This window comes from Aquifex pyrophilus (genome assembly GCF_054656935.1).
In genome coordinates this window covers 1-18,590 of record NZ_BAAHXJ010000003.1, presented here as the reverse complement: position 1 = coordinate 18,590, position 18,590 = coordinate 1, and the positions used below count along the sequence as shown (strand labels likewise).

Here is an 18,590-nt window from a genome sequence, read left to right as displayed (position 1 = left end):
TGGACCTTTTAGGGTCTCCCCGCAAAGCGGGGAAACGAGGCTAAAAACTTTATTCTAATACTTATACTCGCCGTTTACAAGTTTGTTGTAGAAACTCTCGGGAAGAAAGGCATACTCGTGCATATCCGCATCGTATATTTTTGTCTCAACCTTTACCTCCCTCACGGGGGAACGGACGGGGTATTTCTTTGACGCTATGGAGAAGGTCCACCAGTATCCCGCATATATGGGAATAACAGATGTGTAGAGGTCAACTATCGGGAAAACCTTTTTTAGTCTTTGCTGAATGGTTCTCACCATCTCAAGGTGGTAATGTATGGATTCGGTCTGAGCAACGAATATACCGTCCTCCTTCAGGGCCTTATATACATACCTGAAGAAATCTTCCGTTGTTAGGACGTGGGCAAATCCAACTGGGTCCGTTGAATCAACGATTATCACGTCAAACTCGTTTTCGTAGTCCTGTATATACCTGTATCCGTCCTCGTTCACAACTATAGCCCTGGGGTCATTGAAGCCAACAGAGAGAGTAGGAAGGTATTTCTTTGATACCTCTATAACTTCCTTGTCTATATCAACGAGAACAGCTCTCTCAACGACGTCGTGTTTTAAAACTTCCCTTAGTGTTCCGCCGTCTCCCCCTCCTATTATGAGGACATTTCTGGGGTTCGGGTGTGCGTGCAGGGGAACGTGGGCTAAATACTCGTGATAAAGGAACTCATACTTTTCGTCCAGCTGAACAACGCCGTCAAGTATGAGCATCCTTCCGAACTCGGGACTTTCTATTACCTGTATCTCCTGATAGGGACTCTTTCCCTGATATAGTATCTTTGAAACGGTATAACAGTGTCTTATGGGAGCGTAGGGGTCCCTCTCTATGAAAACAATATCCCTCATACCACTATTTTAAACTAAAGTCTTAGAATTTAGTTTTATGGCGGAAAAGAAGGCTGTTATAGGAGTTGTTACGGTTTCCGACAGGGCGAGCAGGGGCATTTACGAGGACATAAGCGGTAAAGCTATCATAGATTACTTAAAAGATGTAATAATCACGCCCTTTGAGATAGAGTATCGCGTAATTCCCGATGAGAGGGAACTTATAGAAAAGACGTTAATTGAGCTTGCGGACCAAAAGGGCTGTAGCCTAATACTCACAACGGGGGGAACGGGACCAGCTCCGAGGGATGTAACGCCTGAGGCAACGGAAGCGGTGTGTGAGAAGATGCTTCCGGGATTTGGGGAGCTCATGAGACAGGTATCCCTGAAACAGGTTCCGACAGCGATATTATCAAGGCAGACCGCGGGAATAAGGGGGAGCTGTTTAATTGTGAACCTTCCCGGAAAGCCCCAGTCAATAAAGGTGTGCCTTGATGCGGTAATGCCCGCAATTCCCTACTGCATAGACCTGATAGGAGGTGCTTACATAGATACGGACCCGTCAAAGGTTAAGGCCTTCAGACCGAAGAAGTGAGTTTATAAATTTGCTATGTTTTTTATAATTTATAAAATTGATATAATAGCTGATATAATAGTTGGAAAAAAAATGGGGGGTGTTTGAAATGATGCGTTTTGGTGCTCTTAGCTTAAGCGGTCTGCTCCTCGTTGCCCTCTCGTGCGGAGGAGGTGGAGGAGGCAGTAGTACAGGTGGAACGACAGGCGGAAGCACCCAGATAACCTCACCCGAGGAAGCCCAAGCTGTGACAGCAGTTGGTTTAAGGTTGATTAAGTCCGGAATTGGTCTGGGGCAAATGTCAAACAACCTACTTAATTCTCAATCCGTAAAGAAGAGGGGATGGCTGATGTACATAATGAGTATGTATCCACATTTAAAGGGCTTAAAAGCTCAAGGAACTCAAACGGAGAATTGTCCTGGCGGAGGTACGGTCACGCTTACCACGGATGAATCGGACAGCACGGTAAGTATAAGCGTTAATTTTGACAATTGCGTAACGGAAGATAGTTCAACAATTAACGGTTCCGTATCTATGAGCGGAACGGATGCAGATGGAAATGGTATGCCCGAATATCTCAGTATAAGTATAAAAGGTGGGTTTAGTGTGTATGCCACGGATGGAAACCTATACGTTCAAAAAGACCTTAATATGTCAATAAGGGGTAATAACGGCGATATATACGATAATAATGAGAATACAGACGCCACTATGACAATAGACGGTGGTCCCGCGGAGATGGAAGCCGAAGGAAAGAAATTTGTTGTGTCCTACGATAAGCTCTCGGTTTACATCAAAACACAGGGTGAGTGGTATGAACTTGCGGTGAATGGAGGTATAGCTTATAAAGACAATTTCTGTGTAACCGATGGTGTAAGTCTTTCTATAAAGACTGTGGAGCACTTTGAAGGCTACGCTTACTACTGCGAATACAAAGGAAAAATGTCCATAAATAACGATGCAATAGTTGTTGAAGCTTACGATAACGATAATAACCCGTACTTTTCTAATTACATTAAGGTTACTTATAATGGTGAAGTAATTTACAATGGTCTATGCGAAGAGTTTACTCTTCCCGAGACGTGCCAATAACCTAAGGCTCCAGAAGTCCTTCCTCCTCCGCCTTTCTTAAATACTCCTTTGCCTCTTCGTCGGAAAGCTGGTGAAAGTCCTGGTAAAACATACCGACCGCAAAGCTCGGTGTATCCGCTGGATAGTAGCATACAAATTTGTCCGCGTATCTCAGGAGTCTTGGTTCCGCATCCGAGGGGCATACGGGAACCGCTATTATAACCTCGGAAGCTCCCTTTTTCTTCGCGTATCCTGCCGCGGCTATTGCGGTGTATCCCGTCGCGACGCCGTCATCAATTATTATCACCTGCCTTCCTTCAAGGTTAGGGTATCCTTTGGGAACAAACTTCCTCTCCCTTTCCCTCAGTTCCTTTAGCTCCTTTTCTATTACGCTTTTTATTTCTTCTTCGGAGAGATAGCTTAGAACGTTTCTGTCGTAATATGGAGTCCCGTCGGGGTCTATAGCTCCGAATCCCGCCTCTTCGTTCCACGGAAGTCCCAGCTTCCTAACAACTATAACGGACATAGGGATTCTCAGCTTTTTTGCAACTTTGTAGGCAACGGGAATACCGCCCCTCGGTATGGCGAGGATTATGGGGTTCTTGCTCCTGTCTATGTGTTCTTCCAAAACTCCGGCGAGAAGCTCTCCCGCCTCTTCCCTATCCCTGAACATTTACCTTAGTTTACTTATAAGGCTGTCTATGTTGTCAAGTTTCCTGTATGCCTGCAGGAGAACGTAGCTTATCTGTTCGTTCGTGGCTATTGAAAGGTCGTAAAGTATTGAGCTTATATCCTTGAGTATGTTGTAAAGGGTTGTGTAGGAATTCTGGTCAAGCTTCTTTTCGGGGTTCGGTATCTCCTTGAAGACCTCCTCAACTATACGGGCGAGCCTCATGAGTTTCTCAGCAATCCCCCTTATCTCGTAATCGTATCTGTAGATTGTTATAACGTCCTCATATCTCTCCTCTATCTCCCTCAAAACACTTTTGAATAGCATCTCCTCAAGGAAGTTCAGGTCCTTCATTAATTTTAAAGATTACCTCCTTCCCTTTTATTTTCAAACATTATTTTAATACTCTATGAGTGAGGTAAAGGAGAAAAAGTACGGAGAGATTGAGATTGAAAGGGCTGAGCTTGAGGCTTGGCCAAACCCCTCACCCGAGAGGGATTACATGATAGAGATAACCTTTCCCGAGTTTACCTGTCTCTGTCCCCGCTCGGGTTATCCCGACTTTGCGACGATTAAGATAAGATACATTCCCGATAAGTATATCGTTGAGCTGAAATCCCTGAAGCTATGGCTTAATAAGTTCAGAAACAGGTATATATCCCACGAGGCTGCGACCAACGAGATTTATAAAGCCCTTTACGAACTTCTGAAACCGAGATTCCTTGAGGTTATAGGGGACTTCCACCCGAGGGGTAACGTCCACACGGTTGTGAAAGTAAGGAGTGATGAAAAATACGATTGATTTCTGGCGGAGGGGGAGGGATTCGAACCCTCGGAGGGGTTTTAGCCCCTCTGCCGCTTAGCAAGCGGCCGCCTTCGGCCTCTCGGCCACCCCTCCTTCTCAATAAAACTTTATTATAAGCTAAAATCTCCCTTTTTCCAGCCTCTTAAGGGAGTAGTAATCACCTATCCCGTAGTTATTCCATAGCTCCTCAAGCATTCTTATGAAAATTTCAGCGGTAAGAGTTGCATCCTTCAGAGCCCTGTGAACGCCGTTCGTCTCAAATCCGAGGTTTTCCGCAAGGGCCTTTAAGGAATACTTCTCAAGACCCGGGTAAAGCTTTCTCGCAAGCTTCAAAGTGCAGAGAGTAGGGTTGTTAAACCTCTTGTTCAGAAGGGAACGGGTATACTTGTTTATGAACTTCATATCCTGTTCTATAAAGTGTCCAACAACCACGCTGTCCTTAACAAAATCAAGAAATTCGGGAAGAACCTTATCAATGGTGGGCTGTCCCACAAGCATAGCGTTCGTTATGCCCGTAAGCTCCTTTATCCTCTCGGGAATGAAGTATCCTGGATAAACGAGTGTGGAGAACTTCTCGGTGATTATCCCCCCTTCCACCCTCACCGCCGCTATATCTATTATGTCCGCGGTTTCTACGTTAAAACCCGTGGCCTCAAGGTCTACGACAACGAAGGTGCCGTCAAGGAGGTTGTCCCGCATTTTTTATTCCTTTACCGAAAGCTCCTCTATCTCGTAATCCTCTATAAGGGGATTTATGAGATACTTCTCAACGAGCTTCTTCATGTCTGTATCTTCCGGAACACTTAGCTCAACAACCTTTCCAACCTTGACGTCCGATACGTTAAAGCCGTTTTCCTTTAACATCTCCTCAACGGCCCTTCCCTGGGGGTCAAGGAGTCCCTCTTTGGGCAGAATTATCACCCTTATTCTTTTCATAACTTCCTCCTTGATTTAATTATAATTTTTCCGCATGGAGCTCCTCGTTAAGAACACTGATGAGGATACCCTTTATAAGCTCGTTCTCGGACTCGTAGTTCCGAGACCAATAGGGTGGGTATCAACCGTAAGCAGAGAAGGAGTTTACAATATAGCACCCTTTAGCTTCTTTAACGCGGTGAACGATGCCCCTCCCGTTCTCATGATTTCGGTAAGCAACAGGGACGAGGGGAGCTTAAAGGATACGGTAAAAAACATCCTTGAGACAAAGGAGTTCGTAGTAAACACGGTGAGCGAGGAGCTCTTTGAGAAGATGCTCATAACCGGCGAGGAGTTCCCTCCCGAGGTTAACGAGTTTGAGAAGGCAGGGCTCACTCCCGAGCCTTCAAAAACTATAACCGCTCCCAGAATAAAGGAGGCGAAGGTCTCTTTTGAGTGTAAGCTCTTTAAATACGTTCCTGTTTACGATATGCACGTTATATTCGGTGAGGTTTTACTCATAAAGGTTGACGATAGTATTATTACGGAAAACTTTTCCGTTAACTACGAAGCCTATAAACCTATAGGTAGATTGGGTGGAAGGTATTACGTAAGGGCTTTCGGGGATTGCAAATTAGAAAAGTGATACAATACTCCTATGGCTGCGGCACCTGTTGAGGGAAGTGGGGCAGGAATAGACATTCACACCTTATTTTTACACCTCGCAATACTCCTGTTTTCCGCAAAGCTCTTCGGAACGATATTCAAGAGACTCGGTGTTCCTCCGGTTCTCGGCGAGGTTACCGCGGGGGTAATACTCGGACAGAGTTTACTGGGGCTCATTCCCCTTTCGGAAGCTATAAAGGTTCTTGCGGAGCTCGGGGTTATCCTCCTCCTCTTTGAGGTCGGGCTTGAAGCGGACATTCACATGTTAATGAGGGTGGGGCTTTGGGCCTCCCTCGTTGCTACTGTTGGAGCTGCCCTTCCCTTTGCGGGCGGCTTCGTTGTATCCTACTACCTCTTCGGCCTTGACCTTGTTGCATCCCTTTTCATGGGAGGGGCTCTTACCGCTACGAGTATAGGTATAACGGTTAGGGTTCTTACGGACCTGGGCAAACATAAAGAGCGGTTTGCTCAGATAGTTCTGGGTGCTGCGGTCCTTGACGACATAATGGGTGTTATTATCCTTGCCGCCCTTTACGAGTTTGCTAAAACTAAATCCGTTCACTTAGACACTACCGTTAACCTCGTCATCCACATAGCGATGTTCTTCGTTATAGCTCCCTTCGTTGCGAATATAGTAGCAAAGCTCCTTTCCTTTATAGCTAAAAAGGCACAGGATACGGACATAATTCCAGCCTCGGTTATGGCGTTAATACTCCTCGCAGCTTACTCTGCCCATAAGTTCGGTTCTCCTTCCATTCTCGGTTCCTTTACAGCGGGGCTTGCCCTATCAAGGAGGTTCGTAATCCCCTTTGCCGCAGCTCTCAAGCTTGAAGAAGGTATGATTCACAAGGTTGAGGAGTCAATAAAGCCCCTCGTATGGGTTCTAGCCCCCGTTTTCTTCGTATCTGTGGGACTTGCCCTCAATCTGAAAGCAATAGACTTCTCATCTACCGAGTTCTGGACCTTCTCTGGCGCTCTGATACTCGTGGCAATCGTTGGGAAGGTTCTTTCGGGTTTTGTAGTGCCGGGAAGTTTAAAGGAGAAGGCAAGTATCGGTTTTTCAATGCTTCCCCGTGGTGAGGTGGGGCTCATATTTGCGGAGTTCGGGAGGAGCTTTCACGCAATAAACGAGGTTGAGTATGCGGTCATAGTGTTTGTTGTAGCAATAACAACGCTATTGGCTCCCATAGTTCTCAATCTACTTCTAAAAGAATGAGGCTGACATTGTCCTTGCTGTTCTCAAGCGCCAAAGAGTAAAGGCACTCTCCTTTTTCTTTAATATCTTCCTTCTTCATGCACGAAACCTTTTCGTTAAAAGATAGAACCTCCCAAAGGCCATCGGAGCATATGAGAAAGTTATCCCCCTCCCTTATATCGGTCTCCCTTACGAATACCTCGGGTATATCTGGATATCCTCCCATTACCGCTGTCTCAAGGAGGTTCCTTTCGGGGTGATGCCTCAGCTCGTCGTAGGTTATCCTCCCCTCCTTATAAAGCCTGAAAACATAGGTGTGGTCCTCCGTAAGGAGCTCAAGCTCTCCCTCCCTGAACCTGTAAACCCTGCAATCTCCAACGTTAAAGACGAAAGCCCTGTTGGGAAAAAGGTAGAGGCCTGCGAGAGCGGTTCCCATCCCGTAGCAAAACTCGTGCTCTTCTATGAACTCGTCAAGCCTCTTTTTAGCCCTGAGAATGATATCTTTTATATCTTCCGGTTTTTCAGGAATACACTCCTTTAAAACCTCAAGGGTGAGTCTGCTTGCCTTCTCTCCGCAGGAATGCCCGCCAAGCCCGTCCGCAACCGCAAAGGGGAGAACGTTTTTTAACTCAAACTCCTCATACCTCAGCGTATCAAAGGCGGTCTCACCAAAAACTTTTCCGTCAACGAGAAGGGCATCCTCGTTGTTCGGCCTCACCCTTCCCGTGTTTGTTATGCAAAGTGACTTTACCCTCATTGACCTTTTATAACCTCAAGGAGGCACTCCCTCATAAAGTCCTCGGAAGGGGAGCCTATATCCCTTATAACCTCAAAGTCCTTTCCGTATCCCTGTTCCCTCAAGCGGTTCATAAGTATCTTAAGAACATTTTTAAGCCCCTCCTTCATGGATATACCTTCTCTGAAGATGTATAGCTCGTCGTCCTCGCTGAAAAACTCAAGGCCGTAATCCTTCATATTCTTTATCTCAAAGTCAACACCGACCGCATAAGCCTGCCCGTGCTTTATCGCGTTTTCCTCGGGAATGTAGTGTTCCGAAAAGCAGTTGTATTTAATATCCCTGAAAAGCTCCTCGTTCTGAGGTGTTGCAACAACGTAAAGGGCTTCCTCCTTAAGAACCTCTCCCTTTTCGTTCACACCGGCGAGCTGTATGTAATAACTCCAGGATTTCATCTCTTACCTCCTTAAACTAATATAAACTTTTCAGAAGAGGCTTTTTGTGAGTATCTCAAGAATCCAGGGAAATCTTTCGGTGAGATAAAAGAGAAACATGTTCATGGAAAAGTGGGCTATTACGGGTGCAAGGATTGAACCGCTTCTTATGTATAGCCAGCCGAGGACTAGAGAGGGAAAGAAGGTAAGAAGGGAGTTCAGGTTAAACCAGTAAAGAACGTGTCCGAGGGAAAACATAAGGGAAACCGAAAGATTAGAAAATCTCTGCATGAGAAAGCCCCTGAAGAATATCTCCTCCGCAAAGGCTACACCGAGCTGGTTCAGAACAAAAGCGTAGCATTCGGCGTTAAGAATATAGGGAATAGCGAGGGGTAAGAAGGGCATTCCCCAGAGGAGTCCCCTTTTATACTCCTTAAATCCGAGCTCTTTATCCTTCTGAAAAAGGAGTGGTGAGAGTAATACGAGCTGTGGGATAACGCCAAGGTTGTAATACTTTGAGAGAAGGAGCGAAGCCAGGAAGGTAAGATAAAGGAGAACGTGAATCATAGTATTGAACCAAGAATCTCAAGGGCTTCGTCTATATGCTCCCTCTTCACTATAAGAGGGGGAAGGAATCTGAGGACCCTTCCCGCCGTGCAGTTTATAAGGAGTCCCCTATTTAGGGCTTCCTTCACTATTTCCCTGCAATCCCTTTCAAGCTCAAGACCGAGCATTAAGCCCCTTCCCTTTACCTTTCCGAAGGCTTTGAGTCTCTCCTTGAAGTAATTCCCAGTCTCGTTTACGTGGGGAAGGAGCTTCTTAACCTCATCTATAACCACGCTCGCCACCGAGCAGGCGAGGGGATTTCCTCCGAAGGTTGAGCCGTGGGAACCGGGGGTGAAGCTTTCCGCGACCTCGTTGACCGCAACAGTCGCACCTATCGGGACGCCACCTCCCAGTCCCTTGGCAAGGGTGATTATGTGGGGCCTGAGTTCAAAGTGCCGGTAAGCGTAAAACTTCCCCGTTCTCCCGACACCCGTCTGAACTTCGTCAATTATGAGCAATAACTTCTTATCCTCAACAAGATTCTGAAGCTCCTTAAGGAAGTTTTCTTCCGCCTCGTTAACACCTCCCTCTCCCTGTATAACCTCAATTATTACACCCGCGGTCTCTTCGTCTATGAGCTTATAAACGGAGTTTATATCGTTGAGCTTTGCGTAAGAGAATCCGGGAACCAAGGGTTCAAAGCCCCTGTGGAACTTCTCCTGCCCCGTTGCGGACAGACTCCCGTAGGTCCTCCCGTGGAAGGAGTTAAGGAAGCTCACAAACTTCCACTTATTCTTCCCCCTGTCCCTCCAGTACTTCCTTGCGAGTTTTATAGCCGCTTCCACGCTTTCGGTTCCGCTGTTTGAGAAAAAAACCTTCCCTTCCGCATGAAATTCTCTTACGAGCTTTCGGGCAACCTCCTCCTGCCAGGGATTTTCGTAAAGGTTTGATACGTGGAGAAGCTTTTCGGATTGTTCCTTAATCGTTTTTACAACCTTCGGGTGGGAATGTCCGAGGGAGTTTACGCCTATTCCCGAGATGAAGTCAAGGTATCTCTTTCCATTTTCGTCGTACAGGTAAACACCTTCTCCTTTTGCGAAGCTTACGGGAAGTCTTGCGTAGTTGTTCATAAGGTAGCTCATGGCCTTCCCATGCTTTCGTATATAAATCCGAGCTCCCTTACCCTCTGGGGCTCGTATATGTTCCTTCCGTCTATTATAACGGGTAGCTTCATCAGGCTCTTTACCTTTTCAAGGTTCGCTCTCCTGAACTCATCCCACTCGGTGAGAATGAGGAGGGCTTCAGCACCCTTCAGGGCTTCGTATTTATTCTCGCAGTATTTTAGGTCCTCCCCTTCAACGAAAAGTTTTTTGAAGTTTTCCATCGCTTTGGGGTCATAAGCCCTCACCTTTGCCCCCTCCTTGAGGAGCCTCGTTATCACCTTTATTGATGGGGCCTCCCTTATATCGTCGGTATTTGGTTTAAAAGATAATCCCCACACCGCTATCCTCTTTCCTTTGAGTATCCAGAGAACCTTTTTTAACTTTTCAATTAATTTATCAACCCTGTTCTCGTTTATCCTTATTGAGGACTCAACTATTCCCCCATCAACCCCATATTCCTCACACATCTTGACGAAAGCCTTTGTATCCTTCGGAAGACAGCTTCCTCCCCATCCGAGACCCGCCTTGAGGAACTCCTTACCTATTCTCTTGTCGTATCCCATACCAATGGCTACGTCCTCAACGTTTGCACCCACCTTTTCGCAGAGGTCCGCAACCATATTTATAAAGGAAATCTTTGTAGCGAGGAATGTATTTGAGGCATACTTGATTATTTCCGCGGTTTCCGGCGTTGTAACGAGAAGGGGGAATCCCTTATCGGTTATCGGTTTGTATATCTCTGTGAGGATTTCCTTAGCCCTTTCCGAGTCAACGCCTATCACTATTCTGTCGGGTTCAAGGAAGTCCTTAACCGCAAAGCCCTCCCTCAAGAATTCGGGATTTGACGCAACGTCATAATTAACCTCTCTCCCGTTCAGGTAAAGCTTTATCGTTTCCTTCACCCTCTTCTGGGTTCCCACTGGAACGGTTGATTTGTTAACTACGAGTTTATAGCCCTCCATATACTCAGCGGTGAGCCTTGCCACCTCTTCAACCTGGGAAAGATCCGCCGAGCCATCCACGTTTGGTGGTGTTCCCACGCACACGAAGAGAACGTCTGAGAACTCAATTCCCGCCCTTATGTCCGTTGTGAAGTCAAGCCTTCCCTCTTTTAGGCCTTCGTTAAGAAGCTCCTCAAGCCCCGGCTCGTATATGGGGCTTATTCCCTTTCTCAGTAGCTCAACTTTTTCGGGAATTTTCTCAACGACCAGGACCTCGTGCCCTATGTGGGAAAAGCAGGCTGCGGAAACGAGACCTACGTATCCTCCTCCTATCACCGTAAGCTTCATCAAAAGGTATTCTACTCGTAAACGGGCTCCTTATCCAACCTCATGTATGGGTTCCTATACTTCTTGTATATATTCTGGAGAAGACCAATAGCTATTGAGAGGCTAATCATTGAGCTCCCCCCTACGCTCACGAAGGGAAGGGGTATGCCTACAACGGGAAATAAACCCATGGTCATGAGCGTGTTCACCGTAAACTGGAAGAGAATTAGGGAAAAAACGCCCGCAACGAATAGTTTTTCGTAGCTCCTCTGGAATAGCTCGTGATAGTAAATGAGCCTTAAAAAGAATAGGAAAAATAAAGTGCTCAAGGTGAAGGCTCCCAGAAATCCGAATTCTTCACCTATTACAGCAAATATGAAGTCTGTGTGCTTTTCGGGAAGGAACATAAGGTGAGTCTGTGTTCCCTTTAGGAGTCCCTTTCCCGTAAGCATTCCCGAGCCTATAGCTATCTTTGACTGTATGAGCTGGTATCCGCTCCCGTAGTAATCGCTCATGGGGTCTATGACTGCTAGTATCCTCTTTTTCTGGTAGGGCTTCAGAAAGTATTTCCAGAGGAAAGGAGTAAGGGAGAGAAGAAAGATACCGAAGAGAAGGAAATACCTAAGGGGGACTCCTCTCACGAGGAGCATAAAGAAGAGGGGAATGAAGTAGGCAACCGTTGTTCCGAGGTCGGGCTGTTTCAAGGTTATCACCGAAGGTATGGCGTATATGAGGAGAAGGAGGATAACCCTCCTGTCCTTAACTCCCTTTATGAGGGGAAGGAGGTAAGCGGTTATGAGTATAAGGGATATCTTCATAAACTCCGAGGGCTGAATGTTTATAAATCCTAAGCCGAGCCACCTCTTAGAGCCGTAAACTTCCTTTCCGCCAACGAGAACCAGGATTAGTAAAAAGAGATTGAGGAGATAAATGTAAAGGGAAAGGTCAAGGACGTTCTCAAACTTCTCAAAGGAGAAAAGGAAGATGAGAAGCCAGCCTATTCCTATATAAACAAGGTGCTTGTAAACGAAGAGGGACACTCCACCGCTGTAGGTTGCGCTGTAAACCGCCACAACTCCGAAGGCCTGTATGAGGAGTATTAAGAGAAAAAGGAGGTAATCAAGGTTTTTAAGCTCCTCCAGAAATCGCATTAACCACCCTTACCTCGTCTCCCTCTTCAACGTATTCCTCCTCGGATATAACTTCTCCGTTCTTAACAACCAGAGAGGAAAGGGGGGAGAGCCCCAGGCGTTTCAGGAGCTCCCTCGCCTTTATCTTCTTTTCGGGAATCTCTATCTCTTTTCCTCTGTAAATAACCTTTATGGGCATATCTCGGTATCAGATTCTATCTCATCTATTAAATCAAGGAAAGCCTCAAAGGGACCCATGTTCTTCATCGCTACGAAACGGGGACCCTCAAACTTCAACCTCCCGAACAGCATCGCCTTCATCGGTCCGTATTCCTTCATTCCCATCTCAAGCCATCTCTTTGTGTCCGCATACATTAAAAAGTCATCGTCTGTCTTTTCATCCTTCTTCCATCCCCCGTAAACGCATATCGCCTTCCCGTTCTCGTTCTTTATGGTTAGCTGAATCTGTTTATCGGTACCGCAGTCCTTCCTGTAAAGGAACAGCTTTCTCACGGGCTTTTCCGCCCAGCTCTCACTCTTCCCCAGCTTCTCGGAAAGCTCAGGGGTCTTATTCCAAAGTTCACAGAACTTCTTTGCCCATTCGGCATCCATGAATACGGGCTTTCCGAATGCAACTCCAGCAAGAAGAACTCCCGCTAAAACCTTTTTCATCTTTCCACCTCCCCAGAATTTTTATTTAAGATACCCTTTTACCTTAAGGAGTTCTATAAGTTTTTCGTATGGGAGGGGCTTTGAAAAGTAATAACCCTGAGCCTCATCGCAACCGAGCTTTTTTAGCTCCCTCACCTGCTCTTTTGTCTCAACGCCTTCCGCTAAAGATAGAGCTCCTACATTATGGGAAAGGTTTATCACACTTTTTACTATTGTCCACGACTTTTTATCGTCCAGAATTCCATCTATAAACTTTTTATCAATCTTTATTCTATCAACGTTAAATTCAACGAGATACTCCATAGAGGAGAATCCCGTTCCGAAATCGTCTATAGCAATCTTTACCCCAAGTGCTTTCAATTCGTCTATTATGATTTTCGCCTTTTTAGGGTTCTCCATCATAGTCCTTTCCGTTATTTCCAGAACAAGTTTATGTGCAGGGAAATTGTATTTACATAGAAACTTTCTTATTTCTGAAGGTAAGTTTTCATCTTTAAACTGCCTCGCGGAGAAATTTATAAAAAGGGAAAAATTCCTATCCAGTTGTGCAATATCCCTGATAGCATGTCTAAGAACAAAGTAGCTTAAATTCTTTATAAGTTTGTCGTATTTTTCCGCAACTTCTATAAACAAATCTGTGGATATGTAAACTTTCCCGTTTTTTATCCACCTCAGCAGAGCTTCAAATCCTATTATTTTCTCATCGTATAACCTAACAATAGGCTGGTAATAAAGAGTTATTTCACCTTTTTTTAATGCTTCCTCAAGCTTTGTTCTTATCTCTATGTTTCTTTTTATAAATTTTTCACATTTTTCTGAATATACGTATATATTTCCATCACTTTCTCCACATAGAACCATATAAAGGGCAAGCTCTGCCTTTCTCATAAGCTCTTCAACATCCTTTCCATGGGCGGGAAATAGGGAAACACCGATTTTTACATCGGGAGTAAAGATATCACTTTTAACGGGTATAGGCTTTGCAAGTTCCTTTAAAAGTTTTTCAAGAAAAGTCCTTACGTGTTTCTGTGAAAAGCAACAACCGAAAATAGTTCCGTAAATTCTCCCAACAACCGAGTTATTACCACATTTTTCCTGCAACCTACGAGCAATTTCCTTTATTACATTATCTCCCTCTTTAAATCCGTAAAGGGTATTTACCTGCCATATATTTTCTACCTTTATAAGAGCAATTGCTAACTCTTTCCCCTCTTGTAGAAACTCCCTTACTTTCTCCCTAAAGTATATATTTGAAAACAATCCCGTTAAGTTGTCATAGGGATTGCATACCTTTTCCATTTTAAATATTAATTTAGTAGGTTTTCTGTAAATACCATTATAAGGAGGTAAAAATATGGCGGAACTGACACCTTTGGAGGAAGCCTTAAAGGTTGTTATAGAAAGTGCCAAGCCCCTTGATACGGAAAGGGTTTTCATACACGAAGCCCTCGGGAGAGTTCTCGCGGAGGACGTTTTATCGGACTCGGACAAACCCCCCTTTGATAACTCCGCTATGGACGGATACGCGGTAAGACATGAGGATATACAAAACGTTCCCGCAAAGCTGAAGATAATCGGTGAGTATGCAGCTGGAACGGGAGAGAAACTAAGGGTTGAGAAGGGGACAGCAGTAAGGATTTTTACGGGTGCCCCTATTCCCGAGGGTGCGGATACCGTCGTTCCCGTTGAGTTCACAGAAGTATCGGACGGGTACGTAATCATTAAGAAAAGCTTTAAGAAGGGAGCAAACATAAGGAGAAAGGGTGAGGATGTGAGAAAGGGAGAGGTGGTAATACCAAAGGGAAAGGAGATTAGGCCTTACGAGATGGGTATGCTTGCTTCTGTAAACAAAGCGGTTGTGAGCGTATACAGAAGGCCGAACGTAGGAATACTCTCAACGGGTGATGAGATACTTGACCTGTGCGAGGAGATGACGAACCCCTCCCAAATAAGAACCTCAAACAACTATATGCTTTATGGACAGGTTCTCGGTGCGGGTGGTATTCCCCACAATCTCGGCATAGCTCCAGATGACCCAGAGGAACTAAAAAAGGTTTTGAGGAACATCCATAAATACGATGTTTTTATAACCACGGGCGGTGTATCAATGGGGGAGAAGGATTATGTTAAATACCTCGTTCAGGAGCTCGGTATAGACGTCAAGTTTCACAAGCTCAGGATTAAGCCCGCAAAACCCGTTTTATTCGGCGTTTACGGGGATAACAAGCTCTTCTTCGGTCTTCCGGGAAATCCCGTATCTACCGCGGTAGCTTTTGACCTCCTCGTTTACCCCGCCCTGAGGATAATGCAGGGCTACAAGAATATATTTAAAGAAAAGGTAAAGGCGGTTCTTGAGAGGGGATACAGGAGAAAGAACGCGGACAGAAGGGAGTTCGCAAGGTGCAAAGTGTGGTATGAAGACGGAATGTACAAGTGTGAACCTTACCCCAAGCAGGACAGCCATATGCTTACATCCCTCGTAAATGCAAACGCATACATGGTTGTTTACGAGGGTGTAAATGAATTAAAGGAAGGCGAGGAGGTGGAGGTAATCCTATTTTGAGGAGGGAGAGTTATGGGTTTCAAAAACGCCTCTCTTCTTTTGGGAATATTTCTCTTCCTATACTTCCTTTTTTTGTCTCCCTTTGATGAGGGTGTGAGGAAAGGGCTATCCATTTTATCCCTTGCTGCGGTTCTCTGGATTACCGAGGCAATACCTTTAAGCGTTACCGCCTTGCTCATTCCCATTCTCGGGGTTCTGCTGGGTGTTTTTGATGTAAAGACGGGACTTTCCTACTTTGCCCATCCCCTCATATTCCTCTTCTTCGGTGGATTCGTTCTCGCAACCGCCCTCTCAAAATACGAGATAGACAGGTATATAGCCCACAGGATAGTGAGCACCGCACGGGGAAGCTTTATAGTTTCGGTGTTCTTCCTTATGCTCGCAACATCATTAATCTCCATGTGGATAAGCAACACATCAACGACTGCGATGATGCTACCCCTCGCCCTCGGAATACTCTCAACAGCTGGGAGGGAAATCCCCGAAAGGGTTTACACTTTCACCCTTCTGGGTGTTGCATACGCGGCAAGCGTAGGGGGTATAGGAACGCTCGTGGGAAGCCCCCCAAACGGTATAGCCGCAAGCCTTCTTGAGCTTTCCTTTTCCGACTGGCTCAAGTTCGGCCTTCCCGTTTTCGTAATTCTCTTCCCGCTCCTGTTTATAGTTCTATTCCTCGTCTTCAGGCCTCCCGTTAACATTGAAGTAAAAGCCCTTGAGGGATTAAGCTTCAGCTTTACGAGAGAGAGGGTTCTCGTTCTACTTATATTCCTTTTTACAGCCCTTGCTTGGATATTCAGCAAACAGATAGCACCGATTTTCGGAGTGAAGAAGTATTTTGACACCGTTATAGCCCTTCTTGCTGTAATTGCCCTCGTTGTTTTCAGACTTCTTGACTGGAAGGATATAAACAGAGGTGTTTCTTGGGGAACGCTTCTCCTATTCGGTGGTGGTTTGGCCTTGAGCGGGATAATGAAGAAAACGGGAACCGCTAAGTTCATCTCCCAGAAACTCATAAACGTTCTTGACGGGCTTCCGACCTTTTTCTTTATACTCGCGGTCGTTCTGTTCGTTATATTCCTGACGGAGCTTATGAGCAACACCGCGACAACAGCACTTTTAGCCCCCATACTCCTCTCAACCGCTCAGGGGCTGGGAAAGCCTCCGGAGCTTCTCGTTATCCCTGCAGCGGTTGCAGCATCCTGTGCCTTTATGCTTCCCGTTGCAACCCCTCCGAACGCGATAGTTTACGGAACGGGCTACATTAAGCAGACTGATATGATGAGAGTAGGGTTTATACTTAACTTAGTGTTCAGCTTGGTTCTCGCTTTATTCTTTACAGTTTACGTGGGGGTTGAGAGATGAGTCTGAAGGAGAAGCTTATCAGAAGGGATAAATACATATGGGAGCTCCCCGAGGGAACGATTGAGGGACAAAAAGTTCCCGTAATTCTTTACCTGAGCGACCTCTTATTTGAACAGCTTGAGGAGGACGCAATAAGGCAGGCCGCGAATGCAGCAACGCTTCCCGGCGTTCAGAAGGCCATATATGTTATGCCTGACGTTCACGTCGGATACGGATTTCCCGTAGGGGGAGTGATGGCAACTCATACAAAGACGGGTATAATAAGCCCCGGCTCAATAGGATACGACATAAACTGCGGTGTTAGATTGATTGCCACTAACCTGAAAGCGGTTGATATAGTCCCGAGGATAAAGGAGATAATGAACGAGGTTTTAAGGAACGTTCCCGCGGGTGTTGGCTCAACGAGCGAGATAAAGCTCTCAAAGTCCCAGATGAAGGAGGTTCTCGTAAGGGGAGCGGGATGGGCTATTGATTACGGATTCGGATTTCCGGAGGACCTCCAGCACATAGAGGGCTTCGGAGCGCTCCCAAATGCGGACCCGGATAAAGCCTCTAACGAGGCATACGCAAGGGGTTCGGATGAACTCGGAACGGTAGGGAGCGGTAATCACTTCGTTGAGATACAGGCTGTTGAGGCTATTTACGACGAGGATGCCGCCCAGAAGCTCGGTATATGGGAGGGGCAGGTTGTAATAATGGTTCACTCGGGTTCAAGGGGATTCGGACACCAGGTATGCACCGATTACCTGAGAGTAGCCCTGAAGGTTAGGGATAAGTATAAGATAAAGCTGCCGGACCCTCAGCTCGCCTGCATGCCCTTTTCCTCCCCCGAAGGTCAGGACTACTTTAAGGCTATGAATGCAGCCGCAAATTACGCCTTTGCCAACAGGCAGATTCTCGGCTTTAAAACCGCAAACACCGTGAGGAAGTTCCTCGGAATATCTTGGGAGGAGTTCGGATACAGACTCATATACGACCACGCCCACAACATAGGAAAGGTTGAGAAGCACAGGGTAAACGGTCAGGAGGTTGAGGTCGTTGTTCACAGAAAGGGAGCAACAAGGGCGTTCCCCCCTCACAACCCTGAAGTTCCCCCAGCCTACAGGGATATAGGACAGCCCGTTATTATTCCCGGGGATATGGGAAGGGCTTCCTTCCTCCTCGTGGGTCAGCCAAAATCCATGGAGATGTCCTTCGGAAGCGCCTGCCACGGAGCTGGAAGGGTTATGTCAAGGAGACAGGCGAAGAAGTTCGTCAAAGAGGTCGGGCTTGAGAAGGTTATAGGAAACCTCGTAGTTGTTGCAAGGGGAAAGGGAACGATAATGGAGGAAATACCTCAGGCCTACAAAGACGTTACGGAGGTCGTTAGGGTAATAGACGAGCTCGGAATAGCGAAAGCTGTTGCAAAGCTCAAACCCCTCGGAACGCTGAAAGGATGAAGGTTCTCCACATACTTGACGGCTCTTCTTTCGTTTACAGGAGTTTCTTTGCACTTCCCAAACTCTCAACGAGTAAGGGATTTCCCACAAACGCCATATACGGCTTTCTCAGGATGCTTTTTGCCCTTATGAAGAGGGAAAAACCCGAGTATCTCGTCGTCGTATTTGACGCTCCCGCAAAGACAAAGAGGGAGAAGATTTACTCGGAGTATAAGAAGCAAAGACCGAAGACCCCGGACCCCTTAAAGGTTCAAATACCCGTTATAAAGGAAATACTCAGGATTGCGGGCATACCCGTTATTGAGGTTCCCGGATACGAGGCGGACGACGTTATAGCATACCTCGCCAGGAAGTTTTCCCAGAAGGGCTTTAAGGTAAAGATATACTCCCCCGATAAGGACCTCCTCCAGCTCGTTTCGGAAAAGGTAATAGTTATAAACCCTATGAACAACGAAGTGTTTAACAAAGAGAAAGTAATAAAGAAGTTCGGAGTGCCTCCCAAAA

Annotated in this window: 23 protein-coding genes and 1 tRNA gene; 9 read left to right on the top strand and 15 right to left on the bottom strand. The window is 46.1% G+C overall.

The features are described from left to right. Positions 1-54: 54 nt before the first annotated feature. Positions 55-897 carry a polyamine aminopropyltransferase gene (gene speE / locus ACYQZ0_RS00580; protein ID WP_459774432.1) on the bottom strand — a complete coding sequence of 281 codons (843 nt, stop codon included), beginning with the start codon at positions 895-897 and terminating at the stop codon, positions 55-57. 37 nt (positions 898-934) lie between these two features. Here speE and mog point away from each other — a divergent pair, with 37 nt between their 5' ends. After that, positions 935-1,471: a molybdopterin adenylyltransferase gene (gene mog, locus ACYQZ0_RS00575; protein ID WP_459774431.1), complete on the top strand. Its 537-nt coding sequence runs from the start codon at positions 935-937 to the stop codon at positions 1,469-1,471. Between the two features lie 61 nt (positions 1,472-1,532). Next, positions 1,533-2,543 (top strand): hypothetical protein, encoded by a 1,011-nt coding sequence (locus tag ACYQZ0_RS00570; protein ID WP_459774430.1) that lies wholly within the window; start codon positions 1,533-1,535, stop codon positions 2,541-2,543. Position 2,544: 1 nt separating this feature from the next. Here the strand turns inward: ACYQZ0_RS00570 and ACYQZ0_RS00565 are convergent, their stop codons facing one another. Both ACYQZ0_RS00565 and ACYQZ0_RS00560 read right to left on the bottom strand, forming a co-directional pair. After that, positions 2,545-3,195 carry a phosphoribosyltransferase gene (locus ACYQZ0_RS00565; RefSeq protein ID WP_459774429.1) on the bottom strand — a complete coding sequence of 217 codons (651 nt, stop codon included), beginning with the start codon at positions 3,193-3,195 and terminating at the stop codon, positions 2,545-2,547. Continuing rightward, positions 3,196-3,546 (bottom strand): hypothetical protein, encoded by a 351-nt coding sequence (locus ACYQZ0_RS00560; RefSeq protein ID WP_459774428.1) that lies wholly within the window; start codon positions 3,544-3,546, stop codon positions 3,196-3,198. It lies immediately after the preceding gene. 55 nt (positions 3,547-3,601) lie between these two features. Here ACYQZ0_RS00560 and queF point away from each other — a divergent pair, with 55 nt between their 5' ends. Further along, positions 3,602-3,994 carry a preQ(1) synthase gene (queF, locus tag ACYQZ0_RS00555; RefSeq protein ID WP_459774427.1) on the top strand — a complete coding sequence of 131 codons (393 nt, stop codon included), beginning with the start codon at positions 3,602-3,604 and terminating at the stop codon, positions 3,992-3,994. Positions 3,995-3,998: 4 nt separating this feature from the next. Here the strand turns inward: queF and ACYQZ0_RS00550 are convergent. The 3 genes from ACYQZ0_RS00550 to purS form a co-directional block, all read right to left on the bottom strand. After that, a tRNA-Ser gene (locus ACYQZ0_RS00550) sits at positions 3,999-4,090 on the bottom strand. A 24-nt stretch (positions 4,091-4,114) separates the two neighbouring features. Continuing rightward, the gene (locus ACYQZ0_RS00545; protein ID WP_459774426.1) at positions 4,115-4,696 is read right to left on the bottom strand and encodes a 3'-5' exonuclease; all 582 of its coding nucleotides are present in this window, start codon (positions 4,694-4,696) and stop codon (positions 4,115-4,117) included. A gap of 3 nt (positions 4,697-4,699) precedes the next feature. After that, positions 4,700-4,933, bottom strand: coding sequence for a phosphoribosylformylglycinamidine synthase subunit PurS (gene purS / locus ACYQZ0_RS00540; RefSeq protein WP_459774425.1), 234 nt, complete (start codon positions 4,931-4,933; stop codon positions 4,700-4,702). A gap of 34 nt (positions 4,934-4,967) precedes the next feature. On the opposite strand from purS, the gene ACYQZ0_RS00535 reads away from it, so the two are divergent. After that, positions 4,968-5,558, top strand: coding sequence for a flavin reductase family protein (locus ACYQZ0_RS00535; protein WP_459774424.1), 591 nt, complete (start codon positions 4,968-4,970; stop codon positions 5,556-5,558). Between the two features lie 12 nt (positions 5,559-5,570). Continuing rightward, a complete protein-coding gene (locus tag ACYQZ0_RS00530; RefSeq protein WP_459774423.1) occupies positions 5,571-6,794 on the top strand; it encodes a cation:proton antiporter in 1,224 nt (407 codons plus the stop codon). Here the strand turns inward: ACYQZ0_RS00530 and ACYQZ0_RS00525 are convergent. From ACYQZ0_RS00525 to ACYQZ0_RS00485, 9 genes are read right to left on the bottom strand one after another with little or no spacing between them, the layout of a single operon-like run. After that, positions 6,772-7,530 (bottom strand): PP2C family protein-serine/threonine phosphatase, encoded by a 759-nt coding sequence (locus ACYQZ0_RS00525; protein ID WP_459774422.1) that lies wholly within the window; start codon positions 7,528-7,530, stop codon positions 6,772-6,774. The genes ACYQZ0_RS00530 and ACYQZ0_RS00525 overlap by 23 nt on opposite strands. Then, positions 7,527-7,964, bottom strand: coding sequence for a hypothetical protein (locus ACYQZ0_RS00520; RefSeq protein ID WP_459774421.1), 438 nt, complete (start codon positions 7,962-7,964; stop codon positions 7,527-7,529). Before ACYQZ0_RS00520 ends, ACYQZ0_RS00525 begins: the two co-directional genes overlap by 4 nt. Positions 7,965-7,994: 30 nt before the next feature. Beyond that, entirely contained in the window at positions 7,995-8,510 is a 516-nt protein-coding gene (locus tag ACYQZ0_RS00515) for a CPBP family glutamic-type intramembrane protease (RefSeq protein ID WP_459774420.1), read from the bottom strand. Further along, the gene (locus ACYQZ0_RS00510) at positions 8,507-9,631 is read right to left on the bottom strand and encodes an aspartate aminotransferase family protein (protein ID WP_459774419.1); all 1,125 of its coding nucleotides are present in this window, start codon (positions 9,629-9,631) and stop codon (positions 8,507-8,509) included. Before ACYQZ0_RS00510 ends, ACYQZ0_RS00515 begins: the two co-directional genes overlap by 4 nt. After that, complete coding sequence (locus ACYQZ0_RS00505; protein ID WP_459774418.1) at positions 9,628-10,941, bottom strand: UDP-glucose dehydrogenase family protein; 1,314 nt, start codon at positions 10,939-10,941, stop codon at positions 9,628-9,630. Before ACYQZ0_RS00505 ends, ACYQZ0_RS00510 begins: the two co-directional genes overlap by 4 nt. Positions 10,942-10,952: 11 nt before the next feature. Beyond that, the gene (gene rodA / locus ACYQZ0_RS00500) at positions 10,953-12,071 is read right to left on the bottom strand and encodes a rod shape-determining protein RodA (RefSeq protein WP_459774417.1); all 1,119 of its coding nucleotides are present in this window, start codon (positions 12,069-12,071) and stop codon (positions 10,953-10,955) included. Continuing rightward, complete coding sequence (locus ACYQZ0_RS00495) at positions 12,049-12,249, bottom strand: MoaD/ThiS family protein (protein ID WP_459774416.1); 201 nt, start codon at positions 12,247-12,249, stop codon at positions 12,049-12,051. The genes rodA and ACYQZ0_RS00495 overlap by 23 nt, the downstream gene beginning before the upstream one ends. Further along, the gene (locus tag ACYQZ0_RS00490; RefSeq protein ID WP_459774415.1) at positions 12,240-12,722 is read right to left on the bottom strand and encodes an SCP2 sterol-binding domain-containing protein; all 483 of its coding nucleotides are present in this window, start codon (positions 12,720-12,722) and stop codon (positions 12,240-12,242) included. The genes ACYQZ0_RS00495 and ACYQZ0_RS00490 overlap by 10 nt, the downstream gene beginning before the upstream one ends. A 21-nt stretch (positions 12,723-12,743) precedes the next feature. Next, complete coding sequence (locus ACYQZ0_RS00485; RefSeq protein ID WP_459774414.1) at positions 12,744-14,021, bottom strand: putative bifunctional diguanylate cyclase/phosphodiesterase; 1,278 nt, start codon at positions 14,019-14,021, stop codon at positions 12,744-12,746. A 55-nt stretch (positions 14,022-14,076) separates the two neighbouring features. On the opposite strand from ACYQZ0_RS00485, the gene ACYQZ0_RS00480 reads away from it, so the two are divergent. The 4 genes from ACYQZ0_RS00480 to ACYQZ0_RS00465 form a co-directional block, all read left to right on the top strand. Continuing rightward, positions 14,077-15,285, top strand: a complete 1,209-nt coding sequence (locus ACYQZ0_RS00480; RefSeq protein WP_459774413.1) for a molybdopterin molybdotransferase MoeA — start codon at positions 14,077-14,079, stop codon at positions 15,283-15,285. Between the two features lie 12 nt (positions 15,286-15,297). Beyond that, a complete protein-coding gene (locus ACYQZ0_RS00475; RefSeq protein WP_459774412.1) occupies positions 15,298-16,647 on the top strand; it encodes a DASS family sodium-coupled anion symporter in 1,350 nt (449 codons plus the stop codon). Continuing rightward, complete coding sequence (locus ACYQZ0_RS00470) at positions 16,644-18,086, top strand: RtcB family protein (protein WP_459774411.1); 1,443 nt, start codon at positions 16,644-16,646, stop codon at positions 18,084-18,086. The genes ACYQZ0_RS00475 and ACYQZ0_RS00470 overlap by 4 nt, the downstream gene beginning before the upstream one ends. Beyond that, positions 18,083-18,590: 5'-3' exonuclease (locus tag ACYQZ0_RS00465; RefSeq protein WP_459774410.1), on the top strand; the 508-nt coding region annotated here is incomplete at its 3' end. The genes ACYQZ0_RS00470 and ACYQZ0_RS00465, both read left to right, overlap by 4 nt.